Here is a 15,673-nt window from a genome sequence, read left to right on the forward strand (position 1 = left end):
TCCCGGATCATTTTGCTAGCGAGACATGATGAGCAACCGACTGCCACCCGCTTGGTCCAAGCACATAAAGTCCCGTTCGGCGCCGAACGTGCAACCGCCGAAAGTGAAACCGCCGTCGCGCGCGCAAGCTGACGACATGCTGCTGCGACAGGCGCTCGAACTTCAGCAAGCCAAGCGGCTCCCGGAGGCGGAGGAATTATGCCATCGCGTTCTCGCCCGCACGCCCAACCACCCGCTTTCGCTCTATATACTCGGCACGTTGGGGCTCGGTGTCGACGATGAGTTGGCTCTCCAATATTTTGCGCGGGCAGCAAGCCAGGCGCCTCAAAATCCTTATTTCCACCTCAGCCTGGGAGAGATCGGTCTAAAGCTCGGCGACAGCTTGCTTGCTATCAAACACCTGCAGCGCGCCTGTGAATTGAAGCCCGATCTGGTGGAAGCGCTTTGCGGACTGGCGCGTGCCTACGTCAACTTCGACAAGGCCGAGATGGCTTTGCCCCTTTACGAGAAGGCGCTAAAGATCAACAGCGATCATCCCATGGTCCGGACAGGTCTGGCTGGTGCACTCACCAGCGTCGGTCGCATGGACGAAGCCGGAGCGTATCTGAAGCAGGCAATCGAACGTCGCGTCGATGTTGGAGAGGCCTACAATAGCCTGGTCGACACGCGCAAGTTCACCGAAAAACCTGCCGAGCTCGACTTTATCCTGAGCGAACTCTCCAATCCCAAGCTTGACCCGGATGTTGCATCGCAGCTCCATCACGCCGCAGGCAAAGTGCTGAACGATCTTCAGCGTTATGAAGAGGCGATGGATCACTTCCAGAAGGCAAAAAAGGCCGCTGGCCATGGTTTCGATCTGGAGTCCTTCCGGCGCAGCATCGATTCCATGATCGAGATATTCAGCCCGTCACTGTTGGAAGCCAAGGCTGGCCACGGCAGTCCGTCCGAAGTGCCTGTGTTTGTGCTGGGCATGCCCCGGTCGGGGACGACGCTGACGGAGCAAATCTGCGCGAGCCATCCGGATGTCCATGGCGCCGGGGAGCTTTCTAAACTACGGCGAATGGCGGGCTTGATGGGTTTCGGAACGCAGTCGGATGAGGCCTTGCGCAGTTCGATCATGTCAATGACGAGGGACCAGTCTAGGGCGCTGGCCGAAGAATACCTGTCCTATCTGCGTCAACACGCGCCTGGCGCGTTACGCATCGTCGACAAGATGCCTCATAATTTCGAGGTTATCGGCTTGATCGGAATTCTCTTTCCCAACGCACGCATCATTCATTGCCGGCGCGATGCCATCGACAATTGCGTCTCCTGCTTCGTCTTGAGGTTCAACAAGGAGCATGGCTACAACGCCGATCTTAAGACTCTCGGGCTGTACTACCGTGAATATGATCGCCTGATGCGACATTGGAATAAGATTTTTCCGCGACGTATCTTCGAAAGTCGCTACGAGACGCTGGTTGTCGATCAAGAAGCACAATCCCGCCGTCTCATCGATCATCTTGGATTGACCTGGGACGATGCCTGCTTGCGCTTTTTCGAGACGAGCGGGTCGGTCAATACCCCCAGCCGCTGGCAGGTGCGGCAGCCGATCTATGCATCATCGGTCAAGCGCTGGAAAAAGTATGAGAGCGCAATTCAGCCGCTGATTGACGCCTTGGGCGATCTGGCTGAAATTTGAACAAGTAGGATGCGCCCGATCGGCCGAGGTCGATCGTGACTTGCTGTCGAGATACATTGATCCGGTAGGCCAGCTCTTCAGATCGGCCCAAGTTTTTCTTTTGCACGAACAAGCGTGCGGAGCGAGCATTGCATTCGACCAGCCCTGCGATCGGCTGCTCAGCAGCAGCCTGCATTATGCATCGAGAGTTGACAGCTGCCTCGCGCCGATATGAAAAACCCGGCGGTTGCCCGCCGGGTTCAATCTCAAACTAGCTCGGACTGCTAGAATGAGCGCTGGAAGCGGAGCATCCCGCCGACGCTGTCCTTGTCGTCGGCATTGGTCCAGTTGCGATCGTAGGCTTTGTCAAACTGGCCGTCGCGGGCCCAATCGACTTCGGCAGTGATCGTGAGACCGGGAACGATATCGTAGGCAATGTTCGCGGCGACGCCGTAGTTTTTGTCATCGTCAGCCGAGGCCTGGAGATTGAACGAGGTCTTCTCGTTGATGGTGTAGGTGCCACCACCCCAGACTGCCCAGTTGCCGCCCCACTGCTTGTAGAAGTTGCGGTCGATGTTGTCGTCAGAGCCGTAGCCGGCCATGATGAACAGTGTCAGGTTCTGTATCGGCGTAACGTCGACGCGAACCTTGCCGGCCCACTCTTCCCAGGTGCTGTCATAGGCGGCGACACCGGTGATCGAGCCCCAGCCCTGCGTGTATTTGATGCCGCCGACGACATACGGGACATAGCTGTCGATGGAATCATTGCCGCTGTTGCTGTCTTGGAAAATGCCAGGATCCGCAGCGGCACTGCCCGAACCGGTTTCCAACGAAGCCACGGCCGAGAAGCCGTTTCCGGCATCGAAGTAATACTGGACGACGTTGGTGTCGAAGCCGCCGTAGGGGACCAGCGTATCCTGGATGACGTTGCCGGCGTAGCCGATGAAGGTGTCGAAGGCCGATTCGTCCTTACCGACGCGCAAACCACCGAGCTGGACCCAGGCAAAGTTCAGCGAAACGCTCGTACCGCCATTGAAGTTGTCATCAAGATAATCGTTGTGGTTACCCCAGTTGAAGCGGGTCTCGGTGTAGGTCTTCAAGGTACCGAGCTCGGTTTCCTGACCGGTCCAGGTCTTCAGCGTGAAGCGGGCGTGCTTGTAGTAGGTATCCTGAGAGTCGCCGTCCTGCTGATCGGTAGTCTTTGCACCGTCGAATGAGCCGACGTCACCGATGCCGATGTCATAGCGAACATAGCCGCCGATACGCAGACAGGTTTCGGTGCCGGGGATGTAGAAGTAACCAGCGCCGTAGACGTCACAGATCTTGACGTATTCAGCGGGTTCCGGCTCGGCGACGACGACGGCATCGGCGGCGCGCGCACCGGAAACTGCGATCAGTGCCGCAGCGGAGCCGAGAAGAAGGCTCTTGATGTTCATTTTCTGACCTCCAGTCAAAAGTTAAAAAACGGGTCTGGGTATTCTTTGCTGAAGGACAGCGTTCCCTGCCCCATCCCCACTACCGAAAAAGATGCGCACCGCGCCGCTCCTTCAAACCCGACATTACCCATGAGACGGCGGCGTTCAACCACGATCGTACCGGCAAAAGGTTTGTGTTGGCGCTATACCCCGGCGTTGTTGCACAAATGACACGATTTGGCCTCACTCCGAAAGCTCCCGTTAACCAACGGCCCTTCGCAAGCCGTTGCAAACCGCGGATTCCGGCGATGGTCGGCCCGAAATGTGACCATGGCCCGAGTCGCGAACCAGGGAATTGCCGTAGAATCGCCACATCGCCGCGCGGCGCTTTGGCGAAGGGTCGATTTTTCAAGGATAATAGCGTCAGCTTGTTGATTGTGCCGGCGCTTTTCTTTATCCACCGGCGCAACGGAGAGGTGGCCGAGTGGTCGAAGGCGCTCCCCTGCTAAGGGAGTAGAGGTCAAAAGCTTCTCGTGGGTTCGAATCCCATCCTCTCCGCCACCCGAAGCCGCATTTTGGGCGTAGGGTGTCGCCCGAAGCTACGAAGTAGCGCAGGGGGACCATGTGGTACGTCTATTTTCTGCAACTCGGTAACGGCGATGTCTATGTCGGATCGACCAACGATCTTCGACGCCGTTTTGATTCGCACCGATCAGGCTATGTGACTTCGACCAAGGCCTATCTGCCTGTAACTTTGAAGTCCTACGTCGGGGTTGAAACCGAGGCCAACGCACGGCAACTCGAGCGATATTTCAAGACCGGTTCTGGCAAGGCCTTTGCGAGTAAACGTTTTTGGCCGACACGGCCTCATTGACGGCCTTAGGACCTATCTATTTGAAATATAAATAAAAACAAACCCAACGAGCTGCTTTTCGCCGACCTCCGTCCCGATTCTGACTGGAGGTCAGAAAATGAACATCAAGAGCCTTCTTCTCGGCTCCGCTGCGGCACTGATCGCAGTTTCCGGTGCGCGCGCCGCCGACGCCGTCGTCGTCGCCGAGCCGGAACCCGCTGAATACGTCAAGATCTGCGACGTCTACGGCGCTGGCTACTACTACATCCCCGGCACCGAAATCTGCCTGCGCATCGGCGGCTATGTCCGCTATGACATCTCCGTGGGCCAGGCTGGCTCGTTCGACGGCGCCAGGTACCAGGACCTGTCGGATGCCTTGGATGGTGAAGACAACGTCAACGACGGCTATTACAAGCAGGCTCGCTTCACGTTGAGGACCTACACCGGCCAGGAAACCGAGATGGGCACCTTGAAGACCTACACCGAGACCCGCTTCAACTGGGGAACGGGTCACTATGACGACACCGCCTTTTCCAACTTTGGCAGCAGAGGCGTTTCGCTGAACTTCGCCTGGATCCAGCTTGGTGGTCTCCGCGTTGGTAAGGACGAAACAGCCTTCAATACGTTCACCGGCTACGCCGGCAACGTCATCCAGGATACGATCGTTCCCTACGGCGGCTTCGACACCAACGTCGTCCAGTATTACTTCGATGCCGGAAACGGCTTCTCGGCGGTGGTTTCGTTGGAAACCGGTGAAGGCTTTGTCGTTGCTGACGTTGGGCCTCCACTTGTCCTCAATCTCGGTCACGACTCGATCGACAGCTACGTCCCGTATGTCGTCGGCGGCGTGAAGTACACGCAGGGCTGGGGATCCATCAGCGGTGTTGTTGCCTATGACAGCAGCCTGGAAGAATGGGCCGGCAAGGTTCGCCTCGACGTGACGCCGATGCAGAACCTGTCGCTGTTCTTGATGGCCGGCTACGGCTCTGACGACAATCTCCCGCGCAACTTCTACAAGCAGTGGGGCGGTAACTGGGCAGTCTGGGGTGGTGGCACCTACACCATCAACGAGAAGACCTCGTTCAATCTCCAGGCGTCGTATGACGAAGCCAAGGAAGCTGGCGTCGCGGCCAATATCGCCTACGACATCGTTCCCGGCATGACGATCACGGCCGAAGTGGACTGGGCTCATAACAGCCACCACATCGATAGCGACTCGCTGCCCGGTTATGAATACAACTGGACCGGCATCCCGGGCGACAAGAAAAACGCCGTTGGCGGCTTCCTCCGCTTCCAGCGCTCGTTCTAAGGGCTGGACTTAAGGCAAGTGAAATCCAGCCCGGGCGCCTTAACGCCCGGGCTGTTTTTGTTTTCGCGACTGGTCGCAAACAGAAGGAAAAGGGGGTTCGGTAGCTGAACAGGGTTGTGGAACGATGTCGTTGGGATCCGCCGCTGGTGGATGAAATCGGCCGCAACGCTTAAAACTCTTGAAAGGGCACCGCCAAGCAGGTAGGTCTAGGCCTATCCACTCGGGGGTGTGGCGAATAATGACGAACGATGCGATTCAAGAGGGAGGAACCTCTGATCATTTTTCGATGTTTTCTTCTCAAACTGCAAAAATAAAATACAGTTACAACAAGATACGAGAAGTAAAGTCGCACAGGATCGGAGAACTTTTTTCAGCATACCGGGACATACTTTGGGATGACGGGCGGCATAAATACAATGTCAGCTCCTTCATCGGCGAAATAGACGAGATCCTCCTTGGGGAGCGTTTCAGCGCCTTTGACCAAAGCACCCTCGACAATCTTATCGGCACCTTGCGCCAGCGCGGCAACAGCAACGCAACCATCAATCGGAAGATGGCTGCCCTCAGCAAACTGCTGCGCAAGGCTCACAAGATGGGAGATATCCACAGCCTGCCCGAGTTCCGCCGCCAGAAGGAGCGGGCGGGACGGATTCGTTTCCTCGAAAGAGACGAGGAGGCCAGGCTGTTCGCCGCCATCAAGAGCCGCAGCGAGGACGCTTATCGGCTTTCCGTCTTTCTCGTCGACACCGGTTGCCGCCTCGGCGAAGCGCTGGGCTTGATCTGGAACGATATCCAGGAGCACCGCGTCAGTTTCTGGATCACCAAATCCGGCCGCAGCCGTACCATCCCGATGACCGAGCGGGTAAAAGAGGTGATCAAGCTGCCGGCCACCGAGGGCCGCCGGCCCAAAGGCCCGTTCACCAAGCTCAGCCAGGCGCAGTTTCGCGCCATCTGGAACGATGCCAAGGCCGAAGTCGGGCTTGGCGCCGACGATCAGGTCGTGCCGCATATATTGCGCCATACTTGTGCCTCGCGTCTCGTCCAGGGCGGCATCGATATCAGGCGTGTGCAGATGTGGCTCGGCCATCAGACGCTGTCGATGACCATGCGCTACGCGCATCTGGCCACCAACGACCTCGATGGCTGCGTCACTGTGCTGGAGACGCCGCGGTGCAGTGGCGCGGACAGTGGCGGCGCAAGTGCTTTGTCTGCTCCACCTCCGGCAAGGCGAGGGCCAAAAAGCGAGCCGACCGCAAGCAAGGCCCCAAAGCCAGCGAAGAGAAGCGCCAAATCCTGACGGATCTGACGTGAGATATCAGCCAGCCGCTCAGGGTCGCGCTGCCCCTCATTGCCCTGCCGGGCATTTCTCCCCGTATGGCGACGGGGAGAAAGGCGCTCATGCGAAAGATTTCGCTAATCCCCAGCGTTGCAGATACCTCCCTTCTCCCCGTCGCCATACGGGGAGAAGGTGCCGGCAGGCGGATGAGGGGCAGCGCCGACATCGATAAAATTATTTCACCGCTAATTCCAACGGAACTGTCAACGGCCGCCGGAATGCTTTGACCGACGCAAAACCTGCGCGTGAATTACTTCGCTCGGTCGAGCTTTACTTCTAACCACCCCGCTGCTCCGCCCGATCGAAAAAACCAGCGATCCTGCCCGGCAGGATCCCGGACTCCAAAAACGGTGCATGCCCCTGGCCGTCGGCGGTGATCGTCTCGATATCGGTATGGCGCGTCCGCATCTGCTCGAGCGTTTCAGCGGACAGCAGCTTCGAATTGGCGCCGCGTATGACGAGCATCGGGATGGCCGCCAGTGCGTCGAACTGTGGCCACAGATCTGGCAGCGGCCGGCTGGGATCGAGCCCCGCCAGTGTCTCGACCAGTGTCGGATCGAAATCGGGCAGAAATCCCTCCTCGGTCTCGCGGTAGAGGGCTGATACCATCCGCTCCCAATCCGCATCGGTCAGCGCCGCAAAATCCGCGCCATGGGTGCCGCGCAGGCCGCGGACCACCTCCGCGTACGTCTTCGGCCTTGGCGCGGGGTCGAGGTAGGAGCGGATATGGGCGAGACCTTGCGATTCGATCACCGGGCCGATGTCGTTGAGGACGATGGCCTTCAGCACGGGCGGCCGCATCGCCCCGAGCACATGGATGATCAGTCCGCCGCGCGATGTGCCGATGAAGGCAGCCTCGTGGATGCCAAGTGCTGCCAGTCCGGCGAGAATATCGCCCGCTTCGATGCCGATATTGTAATGGCCGATATCGGCATCGTAGGCGGACTGGCCGCGTCCGCGATAGTCGAAGGCGACAACCTTACGCCTCGCCTGCGTCGACAGATAAAGCGCCAAATCGTGAAAATCACGGCAATTGCGGGTCAGGCCGGGAAGGCAAACGACTGGCCAACCGCCGGAATTCGCTTCGCCGTAGATGCGGGCGTGCAGGCACAGCCCGTCCGGCGCGGCGTAGAAGAAATCGGAAAAACCCTGCTCGATTGGCATGTAGACTCCGTTCCTCTCACCGCCGGATCGCTTCGATTGCTACAGGCGAGGGGCAGGTAAGGTCAAATAGGGAAGGCGCCGGCGTTGGAGGTCCCTCAACGGGAAGATTGGCTGCCATAGTCGCTTTCGCCAGGTTTCGTAGGATGCAGAAAGGCACTGTCCCCGAAGCTGCCGATCTCCCACTTGGGGGCAGGGCTATTGCAGATGGAAAGTCGAGGCTTTCGCTCTACGACGGACCCCCACCCCTAACCCCTCCCCACAAGGGGGAGGGAGACTTCCGTTGGCGCTGACCTCGGCAAATTGCCTGCCTTTCGGCGCCAAAAGGGGAAGTAAGGGCATGCGGCAGCGTTCCCTCCCCCTTGTGGGGAGGGTTAGGGTGGGGGTCCATCTTCGTAAGAATCCAAATGCGATTGCCCTGCGCTTGGGGGATGTCTGGTGATTGGCAAGGAGGGCAGGACAGAGCGGGCCGCTGTCCCGCCAACTCCACGTCCGGAACCTTCATAGCCAGAAACAAAAAACCCGCCTCGGTGGGCGGGTCGTTGGAGCCAATTAGCACCATACCGAAATTAGTAGCATAGCTGCCGGCACAAAGCAAGAACAAAATACGCCGTGACCGACAAATTCGCGTTCCTTCGTAGCCTGACTCGGTTTGGAGCCCGGTCGTCACCCCCGGCCGTTCACCAAGTCCCCGACAATGTCGTATTTGCCGGAGATACGCATCTTGTAAACCTCGTAATTCTCCATCACGCGCTGAACGTAACTTCTTGTTTCCGTATAGGGAATCCGCTCGATCCAGTCGACGACTGCATCGACGTCCTCGCCGCGCGGGTCGCCGTATTTCGCCACCCACTGGGCGGCGCGGGCGGGGCCGGCATTGTAGCCGGCGAAGGTCAGCACGTAGGAGCCGTCGAAACGGCCGAGCTGCTCGCCCAGAAAGGCGGCGCCCAGCGTTGCATTGTAGCCGGCATCGGTGGTCAGCCGCGCCTGCGAGAAAGTCATGCCGGCCTTCTTCGCCAATTGCTTGGCCGTGCCTGGCATCAGCTGCAGCAGTCCGCGCGCGCCGGCGCTGGAGACGGCGCCGATGTTGAACTCGCTTTCCTGCCGGGCAATCGCATAGGCCAGCGCCTTGCCCGAGCCGGAGACGTTGGCGGTGTCGGGAATGACGCCGAGCGGATGCGACAGCGCGCCTACGTCGATGCCGCGGGCGCCGGCGATCTTGCCGACCTTCAGCGCCATGAAATGGTTGCCTTGTCTTTCCGCCAACACCGCAAGCAGCGCCAGTTCGCCGGGGCTGTTCAGCTGCCCGGCAAGGTCGCGGTAGAGGGTTTCGGCATAGCGGTCATAGCCTGCCTGCTGCAGCCGCTCGATGGCGCTGACCGCCTCGCGGGTGGCAAAATTCCGGCGGTCGGCGGCACTTGGCTGCGGGTAGACGATGTTGAGGATCTGCCGGCCGACGCGCTCGCCGGCGAGCTGGCCGTAAAAGGTCGTGCCGTAGCTGGCGGCGCGGCTGAAATAATCCTTGGCACTGCCGAGCCCGCCGACCTCGGCGGCACGGCCGAGCCAGTAATAGGCGCGCGACAGCGACATCGGCCCTTGGGCGAGCTCCGCGATTTGCGCAAAATGCTTGGCGGCGGTGCTCGGGTCGTTGAGGCCGCGCAGCGCGTACCAGCCCGCATGGAATTCCGCCTCGGCAGCATTGGCGGGACTTTCGGCGGCATGCGCGGCGACTATTCTGTAGGCGGTCTTCATGTCGCCCTGGTCGACCAGCTCGCGCGACAGCACCCGGCGTTCGACCCACCAGGCGTCCGGATCGACCAGAGCGTCGCGGTCGCCCGGCGCCTTCAGCACCAGCGCGGCGGCATCGGAAAATTTCTGTTGCTTGCGCAGATATTCGGCTTCGGCAAAGAGATAGCCGGCCGCCCGCTGCGCTGCCGGCACCGCCTTCAGCAGCTTGGCCGCGTTCTTGTCGCCTTTGGTGACTGCCGCCCAGGCATCGGCCAATTGCTGGGCGCCGGCGAGACCGGCGACGCGTAGCGCCGAAGCGACCCGGTCGGCATAAAACATGCGCTCCATGCGGAAGCGATGGTCGGCGGCCGGGATCAGCGCGCCGAACTCGCGGATGACCGCCGCCTCGTCCCCGGCTTCGAGCTTTTCGGTGCGCCAGAATGGCGACAGCACCGAGCGCGCCGCCTTGGTATTGCCTAGCGCTACATAGGAGCGCGCAAGGATCACCACGCCCTCGAAGGTCAGCGGCTGGCTGCCGTCGAACGCCCGCACCACGACCTGTGGCGCGGGGTTCTCGCGATAGAGCGCGCGCTCGCTGTTCTTGCGCAAGGCGATCGTGCCCGGCCAGTTCGGCAGCATCTTCGCGGCATCGGCGATGTCGCCGCTCGGCACCTGGTCGCCGCCATAGAGCGCAATCGCCCAGGCAAGGATGTGCCGATCGAGCGATTTGGCCGGCAGCGCTTCGCGCACCTGGCGCGCGCGCTGAATGTCGTTTGCCGCCAGCGCATCGAGACCGCTCTTCAGCACCGCGACGCTGGCGGATGGCGAAGGGGACTGCTGCAATGCATCGTTCTGCGGCTCCGTGATCGGGATCGCCGACGTGACCTGCCCATCGACGCTGCCGCCGATCGCCGCGCCGGGGACCAGCACAACGATCGCGCCGAGAAGCGCGAAAAGACGAGGCCGCCTGGTCGGCATGGATTTGGTCATTTCCTATTCTTCGAGCTACCACTGGCACAGATGAACTGCAGCCTATTCGTCTGTGATGAAGGGCCCGTAAAGAAAACCTTATCGAGGTCGTTCGAATTGCAATTGCTCGCGCAATGCTTGCCGCGCAACAATGTCGAGACTATGGTGCGCCGCTTCGCTTTCGGCTAGAAGGCGCGCACGACAAACACCTACAGCGCCGCGCGTCTTCTCAGACGCGCAAAGGACGCTGTAGCAATTTAAATTTGGCGCATAACCCTTTCCGAAATCGACTGCGATTTTCGGGGTCATGCGCTAGTCCCAAGGAGTTGGACGACATGCTAAGAGGCTCGCTGACCGCGCTCGTCACACCGTTCGAAAAGAGCGGCCGTTTCGACGAGAAAGCCTTTCGCGCGTTCATCACCTGGCAGATCGCCGAAGGCACGACGGGCGTGGTCCCGGTCGGCACCACCGGCGAGTCGCCGACGCTGTCGCATGACGAGCACCGCCAAGTCGTCAAGGTTTGCATCGAGGTCGCCAAGGGCCGGGTTCCGGTCGTCGCCGGCGCCGGCTCCAACAACACCGAAGAGGCGGTCGGCCTAGTCCAGTATGCCGAGAAGGCGGGCGCCGACGCGGCTCTTGTCGTCACGCCCTATTACAACAGACCGACACAGCGCGGCCTCTATGCGCATTTCGCCGCCGTCGCCAAGGCAACCAGCCTGCCGATCATCATCTACAACATTCCGCCGCGCTCGGTGGTCGACATGAGCCCCGAGACGATGGGCCAGTTGGTGCATGACTTCAAGAACATCGTCGGCGTCAAGGATGCCACCGGAAAGGTCGAGCGGGTTTCGGAGCAGCGCGCCACCTGTGGCAAGGATTTCATCCAGCTCTCCGGCGAAGACGCCTCGGCGCTCGGCTTCAACGCGCATGGCGGCGTCGGTTGCATCTCGGTGACGGCAAATGTCGCGCCCAGGCTTTGCGCTGAATTCCAGGAGGCAACGCTTTCCGGCGACAGCGCCAAGGCGCTCGACCTGCAGGACCGTCTGTTGCCGCTGCACAAGGCGATTTTCATGGAGCCCGGCGTTTCCGGCGCGAAATATGCGCTGTCGAAGCTGGGCAAGGTCGAGAACGTGCTGCGCTCGCCGCTAATGACGGTCGAGCCGTCGACCGCCGAGAAGATCGACGCGGCGATGAAGCACGCCGGCTTGATAAACTAGGGATGAGGCGCCACCTCTCCGCATCATGAATCAAGTCAGAAAAGCCGATCCCAACAACAAGACCGTTGCGGAAAACCGCAAGGCGCGGTTTTCCTATGAGGTGCTCGACACGATCGAGGCCGGCCTGGTGCTGACCGGTACGGAAGTGAAATCGCTGCGCCAGGGCCAGGCCAATATCCAGGACAGCTACGCCTCGGTCGAGGGCGGCGAGATCTGGCTGATCAACTCCTATTTGCCGGAGTATCTGCAGGCCAACCGCTTCAACCATGAGCCGCGCCGCCGCCGCAAACTGCTGCTCAACAAGCGCGAGATGGCCAAGCTGGCGCAAAGCGTCGACCGCGAAGGCATGACGCTGGTGCCGCTGAAGATCTACTTCAACGACCAAGGCCGTGCCAAGCTGCTGCTCGCCGTTGGCCGCGGCAAGAAGCTGCACGACAAGCGCGAGACCGAAAAGCAGCGCGACTGGTCGCGCGAGAAGGGCCGGCTGCTGAAGGAGCGAGGGTGAGGCGCGGTCCGCGAAGCGGACGAAAAGCCAGCGATTTGGCTTTTCGAGCGACGAACGCCCGGAGCCATAGCGGCGGGCAGGGCGGACCAAAAGGGATAGGTCTCGTTTGAAAAACCGGATCGTCTTGTGGGGCGCGGCCGGTCTGCTCGTGGCGGGCCTCGTTCTGGCCGGCGGCTATACCTACTTCCAGACGTTTTCTCCGGACCGCGACAAATATCCGGTCAGGGGCATCGACGTCTCCCATCATCAGCGGCAGATCGACTGGCGGCGTGTTGCCGCCGACGATGTCGCCTTCGCCGTGATCAAGGCGACGGAAGGCGGCGATCATGTCGACGATGCCTTCGCCGCCAATTTGCGCGCGGCCCGCGCCGCCGGTCTTGCCGTCGGTGCCTATCATTTCTTCACCTTCTGCAGACCGGGTGCGGATCAGGCACGCAACTTCATCTCGGTGGTGCCGCACGATCAGCCTTTGCTGCCGCCGGTGGTAGACATCGAGTTCGGCGGCAATTGCCCGCAGCGGCCAACCCCCGAACAGCTGAACTCCGAGCTTTCCGCCTTCCTCGGCCCGGTCGAGGCGGCGTTCGGCAAGACGGCGATCCTCTATGTGACCGACGAGGCGGCACAAGCCTATGCCGGGCAGCTAGCCGGCCGCCCGCGCTGGCTGCGTTCGCTGGCGCTGCGGCCGGGCCATGACGACTGGATCTACTGGCAGTACCACAACCGGGGCCGCGTCGACGGCATCAGCGGCGACGTCGACCTGAATGTTCTCCAGGGCGGACCTGCGACGCTGGCGGCATTGTTTGCCGCAGCGCCTGAAGCGACAGCGTCGGATTGATGCTATCCTGTCCACCAAAACACGCTCGATGGCACGAAGACAGAGCGACGAGGGGTTCCCCATCTGGCTATATCGCAGGCGGCGCCGTGCTAAGTACATTTGATGCCGGAGCGCCCTTCATCAACCAATGACAGCAACGCCCCGCCTGCTGCGACGGACGGCGGCGACCCCCGCCTGGCATTTGTCTATGCGGAGGCGGTGCGTGGCCTCCAGCACCAGCAGGGCGTGGTTGAAAGTCTCAATACGCGCGCCGGCAATCTGATCTTCGCAACCGCGTTCGCGAGTTCTCTCCTCGGAGGCAGGGCGCTCCTGGATGGCGTGGGGCCCTGGGACTGGCTGGCGCTGATATTGCTTTTTCTTATCGGGCTGCTGGTCGCGATTATGGTGTGGCCGTATTATAACTATACGTTCCGTTTCGATCCAGAGAAGTTGCTCCAGGACTTCGTCGATCAGCACCCTCCCGCAACCCTGGACGGGATGCACCGAGCGCTTGCGCTGCGCATCAAATCCGACATGGCCAGCAATTGGCGGATCATCCAACGCCTGCGCGTCGCGCTGCAGCTTGCACTGTTTCTGTGGTTGCTGGATCTCCTGGCCTGGTTGTTCGCGATCGCCCGAATCTAGGGCTCGTGCCCTGGCGGGCATCGTCCGACTCTATGTCTTCAGAAAAGCGTCTATCTGACTGAAGACGTTGATGAACATCGCTTCCGTCAACACGCCGGTATTGGTGTTGTAGCGCGAGCAATGATAGCTGGAAAACAGCGTGATGCCATTGGCCTGCTGCTGCCCACCATGCCGGAACGGATAGGCGGCAACGCGTTGGCCGAGCGCCCGCACGGTCGACTGGTGGGCGATCGAGCCAAGCGCCAGCACAGCGCGCAGATTTGGAAATCGCGCGATCGTCGGCACCAGGAACGTCCGGCAGGTCGCTATCTCGGCGCCAACCGGCTTGTTGTCCGGCGGCACGCAGCGCACCGCATTGGTAATCGCCGTGCCGACAAGCTCCAGCCCGTCATCCGGTCGCGCTTTGAATTCGCCGCGCGCAAAGCCGTGCGCGATCAGCGTGTTGTAGAGCAGGTCGCCGGCAAAATCGCCGGTGAAGGGGCGCCCCGTCCGGTTTGCCCCGCGCAGGCCCGGCGCCAGCCCGACGATCAGCAACCGCACCGCATCCTCGCCTTCCGGCGGCAAAAAGGTCGGCACCGGCGCGTTGAACCAGGACGGCTCGCGCCGCCGCCACTCGGCGATGAAGTCGTGCAACCGCGGGCAGAGCGGGCAATCGCGATCGGGTTCGGGAGAGACGACCAGGGGCGCGGTCAAGGCAACGACCGTCAATAGTCTTCCTCGTCGACTTCGGCCGGTTCGGGCCGGCGCACCGGCCGCTCCGACGGATCGCGGCCGACTTCATTCTTAAGCGTCATCAAGTCGATGAAATGGTCGGCCTGGCGGCGCAGATCGTCGGAGATCATCGGCGGCTGCGAAGCCATGGTCGAGACGATCGACACCTTGCGCCCGCGCCGCTGCAGCGCCTCGACCAGCGTGCGGAAATCGCCGTCGCCCGAAAAGATGACATAATGGTCGACGACATCGGCAAGCTCGAGCGCATCGACGGTCAGCTCGATATCCATATTGCCCTTAATCTTGCGCCGGCCGGTCGAGTCGGTGAATTCCTTGGCCGGTTTGGTCACCACCTTGAAGCCGTTATAGTCGAGCCAGTCGATCAGCGGCCGTATCGAGGAGTATTCCTGATCCTCGACCAGCGCGGTGTAGTAATAAGCGCGCAGCAGATAGCCGCGTTTCTGGAAGCTCGCCAGAAGTTTGCGGTAATCGATGTCAAAGCCCAGCGCGCGCGAGGTGGCGTAGAGATTGGCACCGTCGATAAAGAGAGCGATTTTTTCACGAGGATCGAACATGGAAAATGTCCTTTTTCGAAATAAGCGGTCGTCTAAATGCGTGGCGACTATCGGCCGGTCTGATAATAGACCTGTTGGCCTTCATCGTTCGAGATAACGCCAGTTTTACGGCAATCCAAGGCACCATGCCGCACCGCAAGCAATTGTGATCGGCGCTGTGTCGCCGCAGGCGGCCCGCGTCAGAGCTGCGCACCGCCATAAAAGCTTGTATTTTGGCGGCGTTCGGGTTATGGACCGCGCCTGTTTTCCATCAAATCCAGGCATGAAAGGGGCAACTCATGGCCCGCGTAACCGTTGAAGATTGCATCGACAAGGTCGACAACCGCTTCGAGCTGGTGCTCTTGGCCGGCCACCGCGCCCGTCAGATCAGCCAGGGCGCGCAGATCACCGTACCGCGCGACAACGACAAGAACCCGGTCGTTGCGCTCCGCGAAATCGCCGAAGAGACGCTGTCGCCGGACGATCTCAAGGAAGATCTCATCCATTCGCTGCAGAAGCATGTCGAGGTCGATGAGCCGGAAGCCGACGGCGAGGCGATTGCCGACCAGACCGGCAGCGCCGTTGCAGCCACCGATGCCGACGACGCCGAGGATAACGTCACCTTCGATCGCATGACCGAAGAAGACCTGTTGGCCGGCATCGAAGGCCTGGTGCCGCCGGAAAAAAGCGACGATTATTGATCTTAGCGACAACTGCCGACACTTTCGCGTCGGCAGTTTCGTGGCTATCTATGACATGCGCCGTACGCCAGTGCGGCGCATGATTCATTTCAGCA

General features: G+C 60.6%; 14 protein-coding genes and 1 tRNA gene. 10 read left to right on the forward strand and 5 right to left on the reverse strand.

Going from position 1 to position 15,673, the window contains the following annotated elements; all coding sequences use genetic code 11:
• Positions 1–28 precede the first annotated feature (28 nt).
• A complete protein-coding gene (locus tag NKJ81_RS14050; RefSeq protein ID WP_352471036.1) occupies positions 29–1,681 on the forward strand; it encodes a tetratricopeptide repeat-containing sulfotransferase family protein in 1,653 nt (550 codons plus the stop codon).
• 263 nt (positions 1,682–1,944) lie between these two features.
• Here the strand turns inward: NKJ81_RS14050 and NKJ81_RS14055 are convergent, their stop codons facing one another.
• Positions 1,945–3,096 (reverse strand): porin, encoded by a 1,152-nt coding sequence (locus NKJ81_RS14055; protein ID WP_352471037.1) that lies wholly within the window; start codon positions 3,094–3,096, stop codon positions 1,945–1,947.
• Between the two features lie 449 nt (positions 3,097–3,545).
• On the opposite strand from NKJ81_RS14055, the gene NKJ81_RS14060 reads away from it, so the two are divergent.
• The 4 genes from NKJ81_RS14060 to NKJ81_RS14075 all read left to right on the forward strand — a co-directional run bounded on the left by NKJ81_RS14060 (position 3,546) and on the right by NKJ81_RS14075 (position 6,534).
• Positions 3,546–3,636, forward strand: a tRNA-Ser gene (locus tag NKJ81_RS14060).
• Between the two features lie 61 nt (positions 3,637–3,697).
• A complete protein-coding gene (locus tag NKJ81_RS14065) occupies positions 3,698–3,949 on the forward strand; it encodes a GIY-YIG nuclease family protein (RefSeq protein WP_352471038.1) in 252 nt (83 codons plus the stop codon).
• Positions 3,950–4,046: 97 nt separating this feature from the next.
• A complete protein-coding gene (locus NKJ81_RS14070) occupies positions 4,047–5,237 on the forward strand; it encodes a porin (RefSeq protein ID WP_352471039.1) in 1,191 nt (396 codons plus the stop codon).
• A 238-nt stretch (positions 5,238–5,475) separates the two neighbouring features.
• The gene (locus tag NKJ81_RS14075; protein ID WP_352540765.1) at positions 5,476–6,534 is read left to right on the forward strand and encodes a tyrosine-type recombinase/integrase; all 1,059 of its coding nucleotides are present in this window, start codon (positions 5,476–5,478) and stop codon (positions 6,532–6,534) included.
• A 315-nt stretch (positions 6,535–6,849) separates the two neighbouring features.
• On the opposite strand, the gene NKJ81_RS14080 is transcribed toward NKJ81_RS14075, so the two are convergent.
• Complete coding sequence (locus NKJ81_RS14080) at positions 6,850–7,737, reverse strand: alpha/beta fold hydrolase (RefSeq protein ID WP_352540766.1); 888 nt, start codon at positions 7,735–7,737, stop codon at positions 6,850–6,852.
• A 663-nt stretch (positions 7,738–8,400) separates the two neighbouring features.
• Positions 8,401–10,440: a lytic transglycosylase domain-containing protein gene (locus NKJ81_RS14085; protein ID WP_352540804.1), complete on the reverse strand. Its 2,040-nt coding sequence runs from the start codon at positions 10,438–10,440 to the stop codon at positions 8,401–8,403.
• A 326-nt stretch (positions 10,441–10,766) separates the two neighbouring features.
• Between NKJ81_RS14085 and dapA the strand changes: the two genes are divergently transcribed.
• The 4 genes from dapA (at position 10,767) to NKJ81_RS14105 (ending at position 13,612) form a co-directional block, all read left to right on the forward strand.
• Positions 10,767–11,648 carry a 4-hydroxy-tetrahydrodipicolinate synthase gene (gene dapA, locus NKJ81_RS14090; RefSeq protein ID WP_352540767.1) on the forward strand — a complete coding sequence of 294 codons (882 nt, stop codon included), beginning with the start codon at positions 10,767–10,769 and terminating at the stop codon, positions 11,646–11,648.
• Between the two features lie 25 nt (positions 11,649–11,673).
• Entirely contained in the window at positions 11,674–12,153 is a 480-nt protein-coding gene (gene smpB / locus NKJ81_RS14095) for an SsrA-binding protein SmpB (protein ID WP_023768487.1), read from the forward strand.
• A 106-nt stretch (positions 12,154–12,259) separates the two neighbouring features.
• Positions 12,260–12,988, forward strand: a complete 729-nt coding sequence (locus NKJ81_RS14100) for a GH25 family lysozyme (protein WP_352540768.1) — start codon at positions 12,260–12,262, stop codon at positions 12,986–12,988.
• Between the two features lie 102 nt (positions 12,989–13,090).
• Complete coding sequence (locus NKJ81_RS14105; RefSeq protein WP_352471043.1) at positions 13,091–13,612, forward strand: hypothetical protein; 522 nt, start codon at positions 13,091–13,093, stop codon at positions 13,610–13,612.
• Between the two features lie 30 nt (positions 13,613–13,642).
• On the opposite strand, the gene NKJ81_RS14110 is transcribed toward NKJ81_RS14105, so the two are convergent.
• Both NKJ81_RS14110 and NKJ81_RS14115 read right to left on the reverse strand, forming a co-directional pair.
• Positions 13,643–14,320: a uracil-DNA glycosylase gene (locus tag NKJ81_RS14110; protein ID WP_352540769.1), complete on the reverse strand. Its 678-nt coding sequence runs from the start codon at positions 14,318–14,320 to the stop codon at positions 13,643–13,645.
• Positions 14,317–14,898, reverse strand: a complete 582-nt coding sequence (locus NKJ81_RS14115) for a LabA-like NYN domain-containing protein (RefSeq protein ID WP_023677774.1) — start codon at positions 14,896–14,898, stop codon at positions 14,317–14,319. Before NKJ81_RS14115 ends, NKJ81_RS14110 begins: the two co-directional genes overlap by 4 nt.
• A 278-nt stretch (positions 14,899–15,176) precedes the next feature.
• Here NKJ81_RS14115 and rpoZ point away from each other — a divergent pair, with 278 nt between their 5' ends.
• Positions 15,177–15,578 (forward strand): DNA-directed RNA polymerase subunit omega, encoded by a 402-nt coding sequence (gene rpoZ / locus NKJ81_RS14120; RefSeq protein WP_023677773.1) that lies wholly within the window; start codon positions 15,177–15,179, stop codon positions 15,576–15,578.
• Positions 15,579–15,673: the final 95 nt, after the last annotated feature.

This window comes from Mesorhizobium sp. M0018 (genome assembly GCF_040323955.1).
Classification (GTDB): domain Bacteria; phylum Pseudomonadota; class Alphaproteobacteria; order Rhizobiales; family Rhizobiaceae; genus Mesorhizobium.

What these genes read in the sequence shown, in the direction of transcription:
- NKJ81_RS14050 (WP_352471036.1), top strand. Translation starts at nt 29, where the DNA reads ATGAGCAACCGACTGCCACCCGCTTGGTCCAAGCACATAAAGTCCCGT.
- NKJ81_RS14080 (WP_352540766.1), bottom strand. Translation starts at nt 7,737, where the DNA reads ATGCCAATCGAGCAGGGTTTTTCCGATTTCTTCTACGCCGCGCCGGAC.
- NKJ81_RS14115 (WP_023677774.1), bottom strand. Translation starts at nt 14,898, where the DNA reads ATGTTCGATCCTCGTGAAAAAATCGCTCTCTTTATCGACGGTGCCAAT.
- NKJ81_RS14075 (WP_352540765.1), top strand. Translation starts at nt 5,476, where the DNA reads ATGACGAACGATGCGATTCAAGAGGGAGGAACCTCTGATCATTTTTCG.
- NKJ81_RS14105 (WP_352471043.1), top strand. Translation starts at nt 13,091, where the DNA reads ATGCCGGAGCGCCCTTCATCAACCAATGACAGCAACGCCCCGCCTGCT.
- NKJ81_RS14065 (WP_352471038.1), top strand. Translation starts at nt 3,698, where the DNA reads ATGTGGTACGTCTATTTTCTGCAACTCGGTAACGGCGATGTCTATGTC.
- rpoZ (WP_023677773.1), top strand. Translation starts at nt 15,177, where the DNA reads ATGGCCCGCGTAACCGTTGAAGATTGCATCGACAAGGTCGACAACCGC.
- NKJ81_RS14085 (WP_352540804.1), bottom strand. Translation starts at nt 10,440, where the DNA reads ATGCCGACCAGGCGGCCTCGTCTTTTCGCGCTTCTCGGCGCGATCGTT.
- smpB (WP_023768487.1), top strand. Translation starts at nt 11,674, where the DNA reads ATGAATCAAGTCAGAAAAGCCGATCCCAACAACAAGACCGTTGCGGAA.
- NKJ81_RS14055 (WP_352471037.1), bottom strand. Translation starts at nt 3,096, where the DNA reads ATGAACATCAAGAGCCTTCTTCTCGGCTCCGCTGCGGCACTGATCGCA.
- dapA (WP_352540767.1), top strand. Translation starts at nt 10,767, where the DNA reads ATGCTAAGAGGCTCGCTGACCGCGCTCGTCACACCGTTCGAAAAGAGC.
- NKJ81_RS14070 (WP_352471039.1), top strand. Translation starts at nt 4,047, where the DNA reads ATGAACATCAAGAGCCTTCTTCTCGGCTCCGCTGCGGCACTGATCGCA.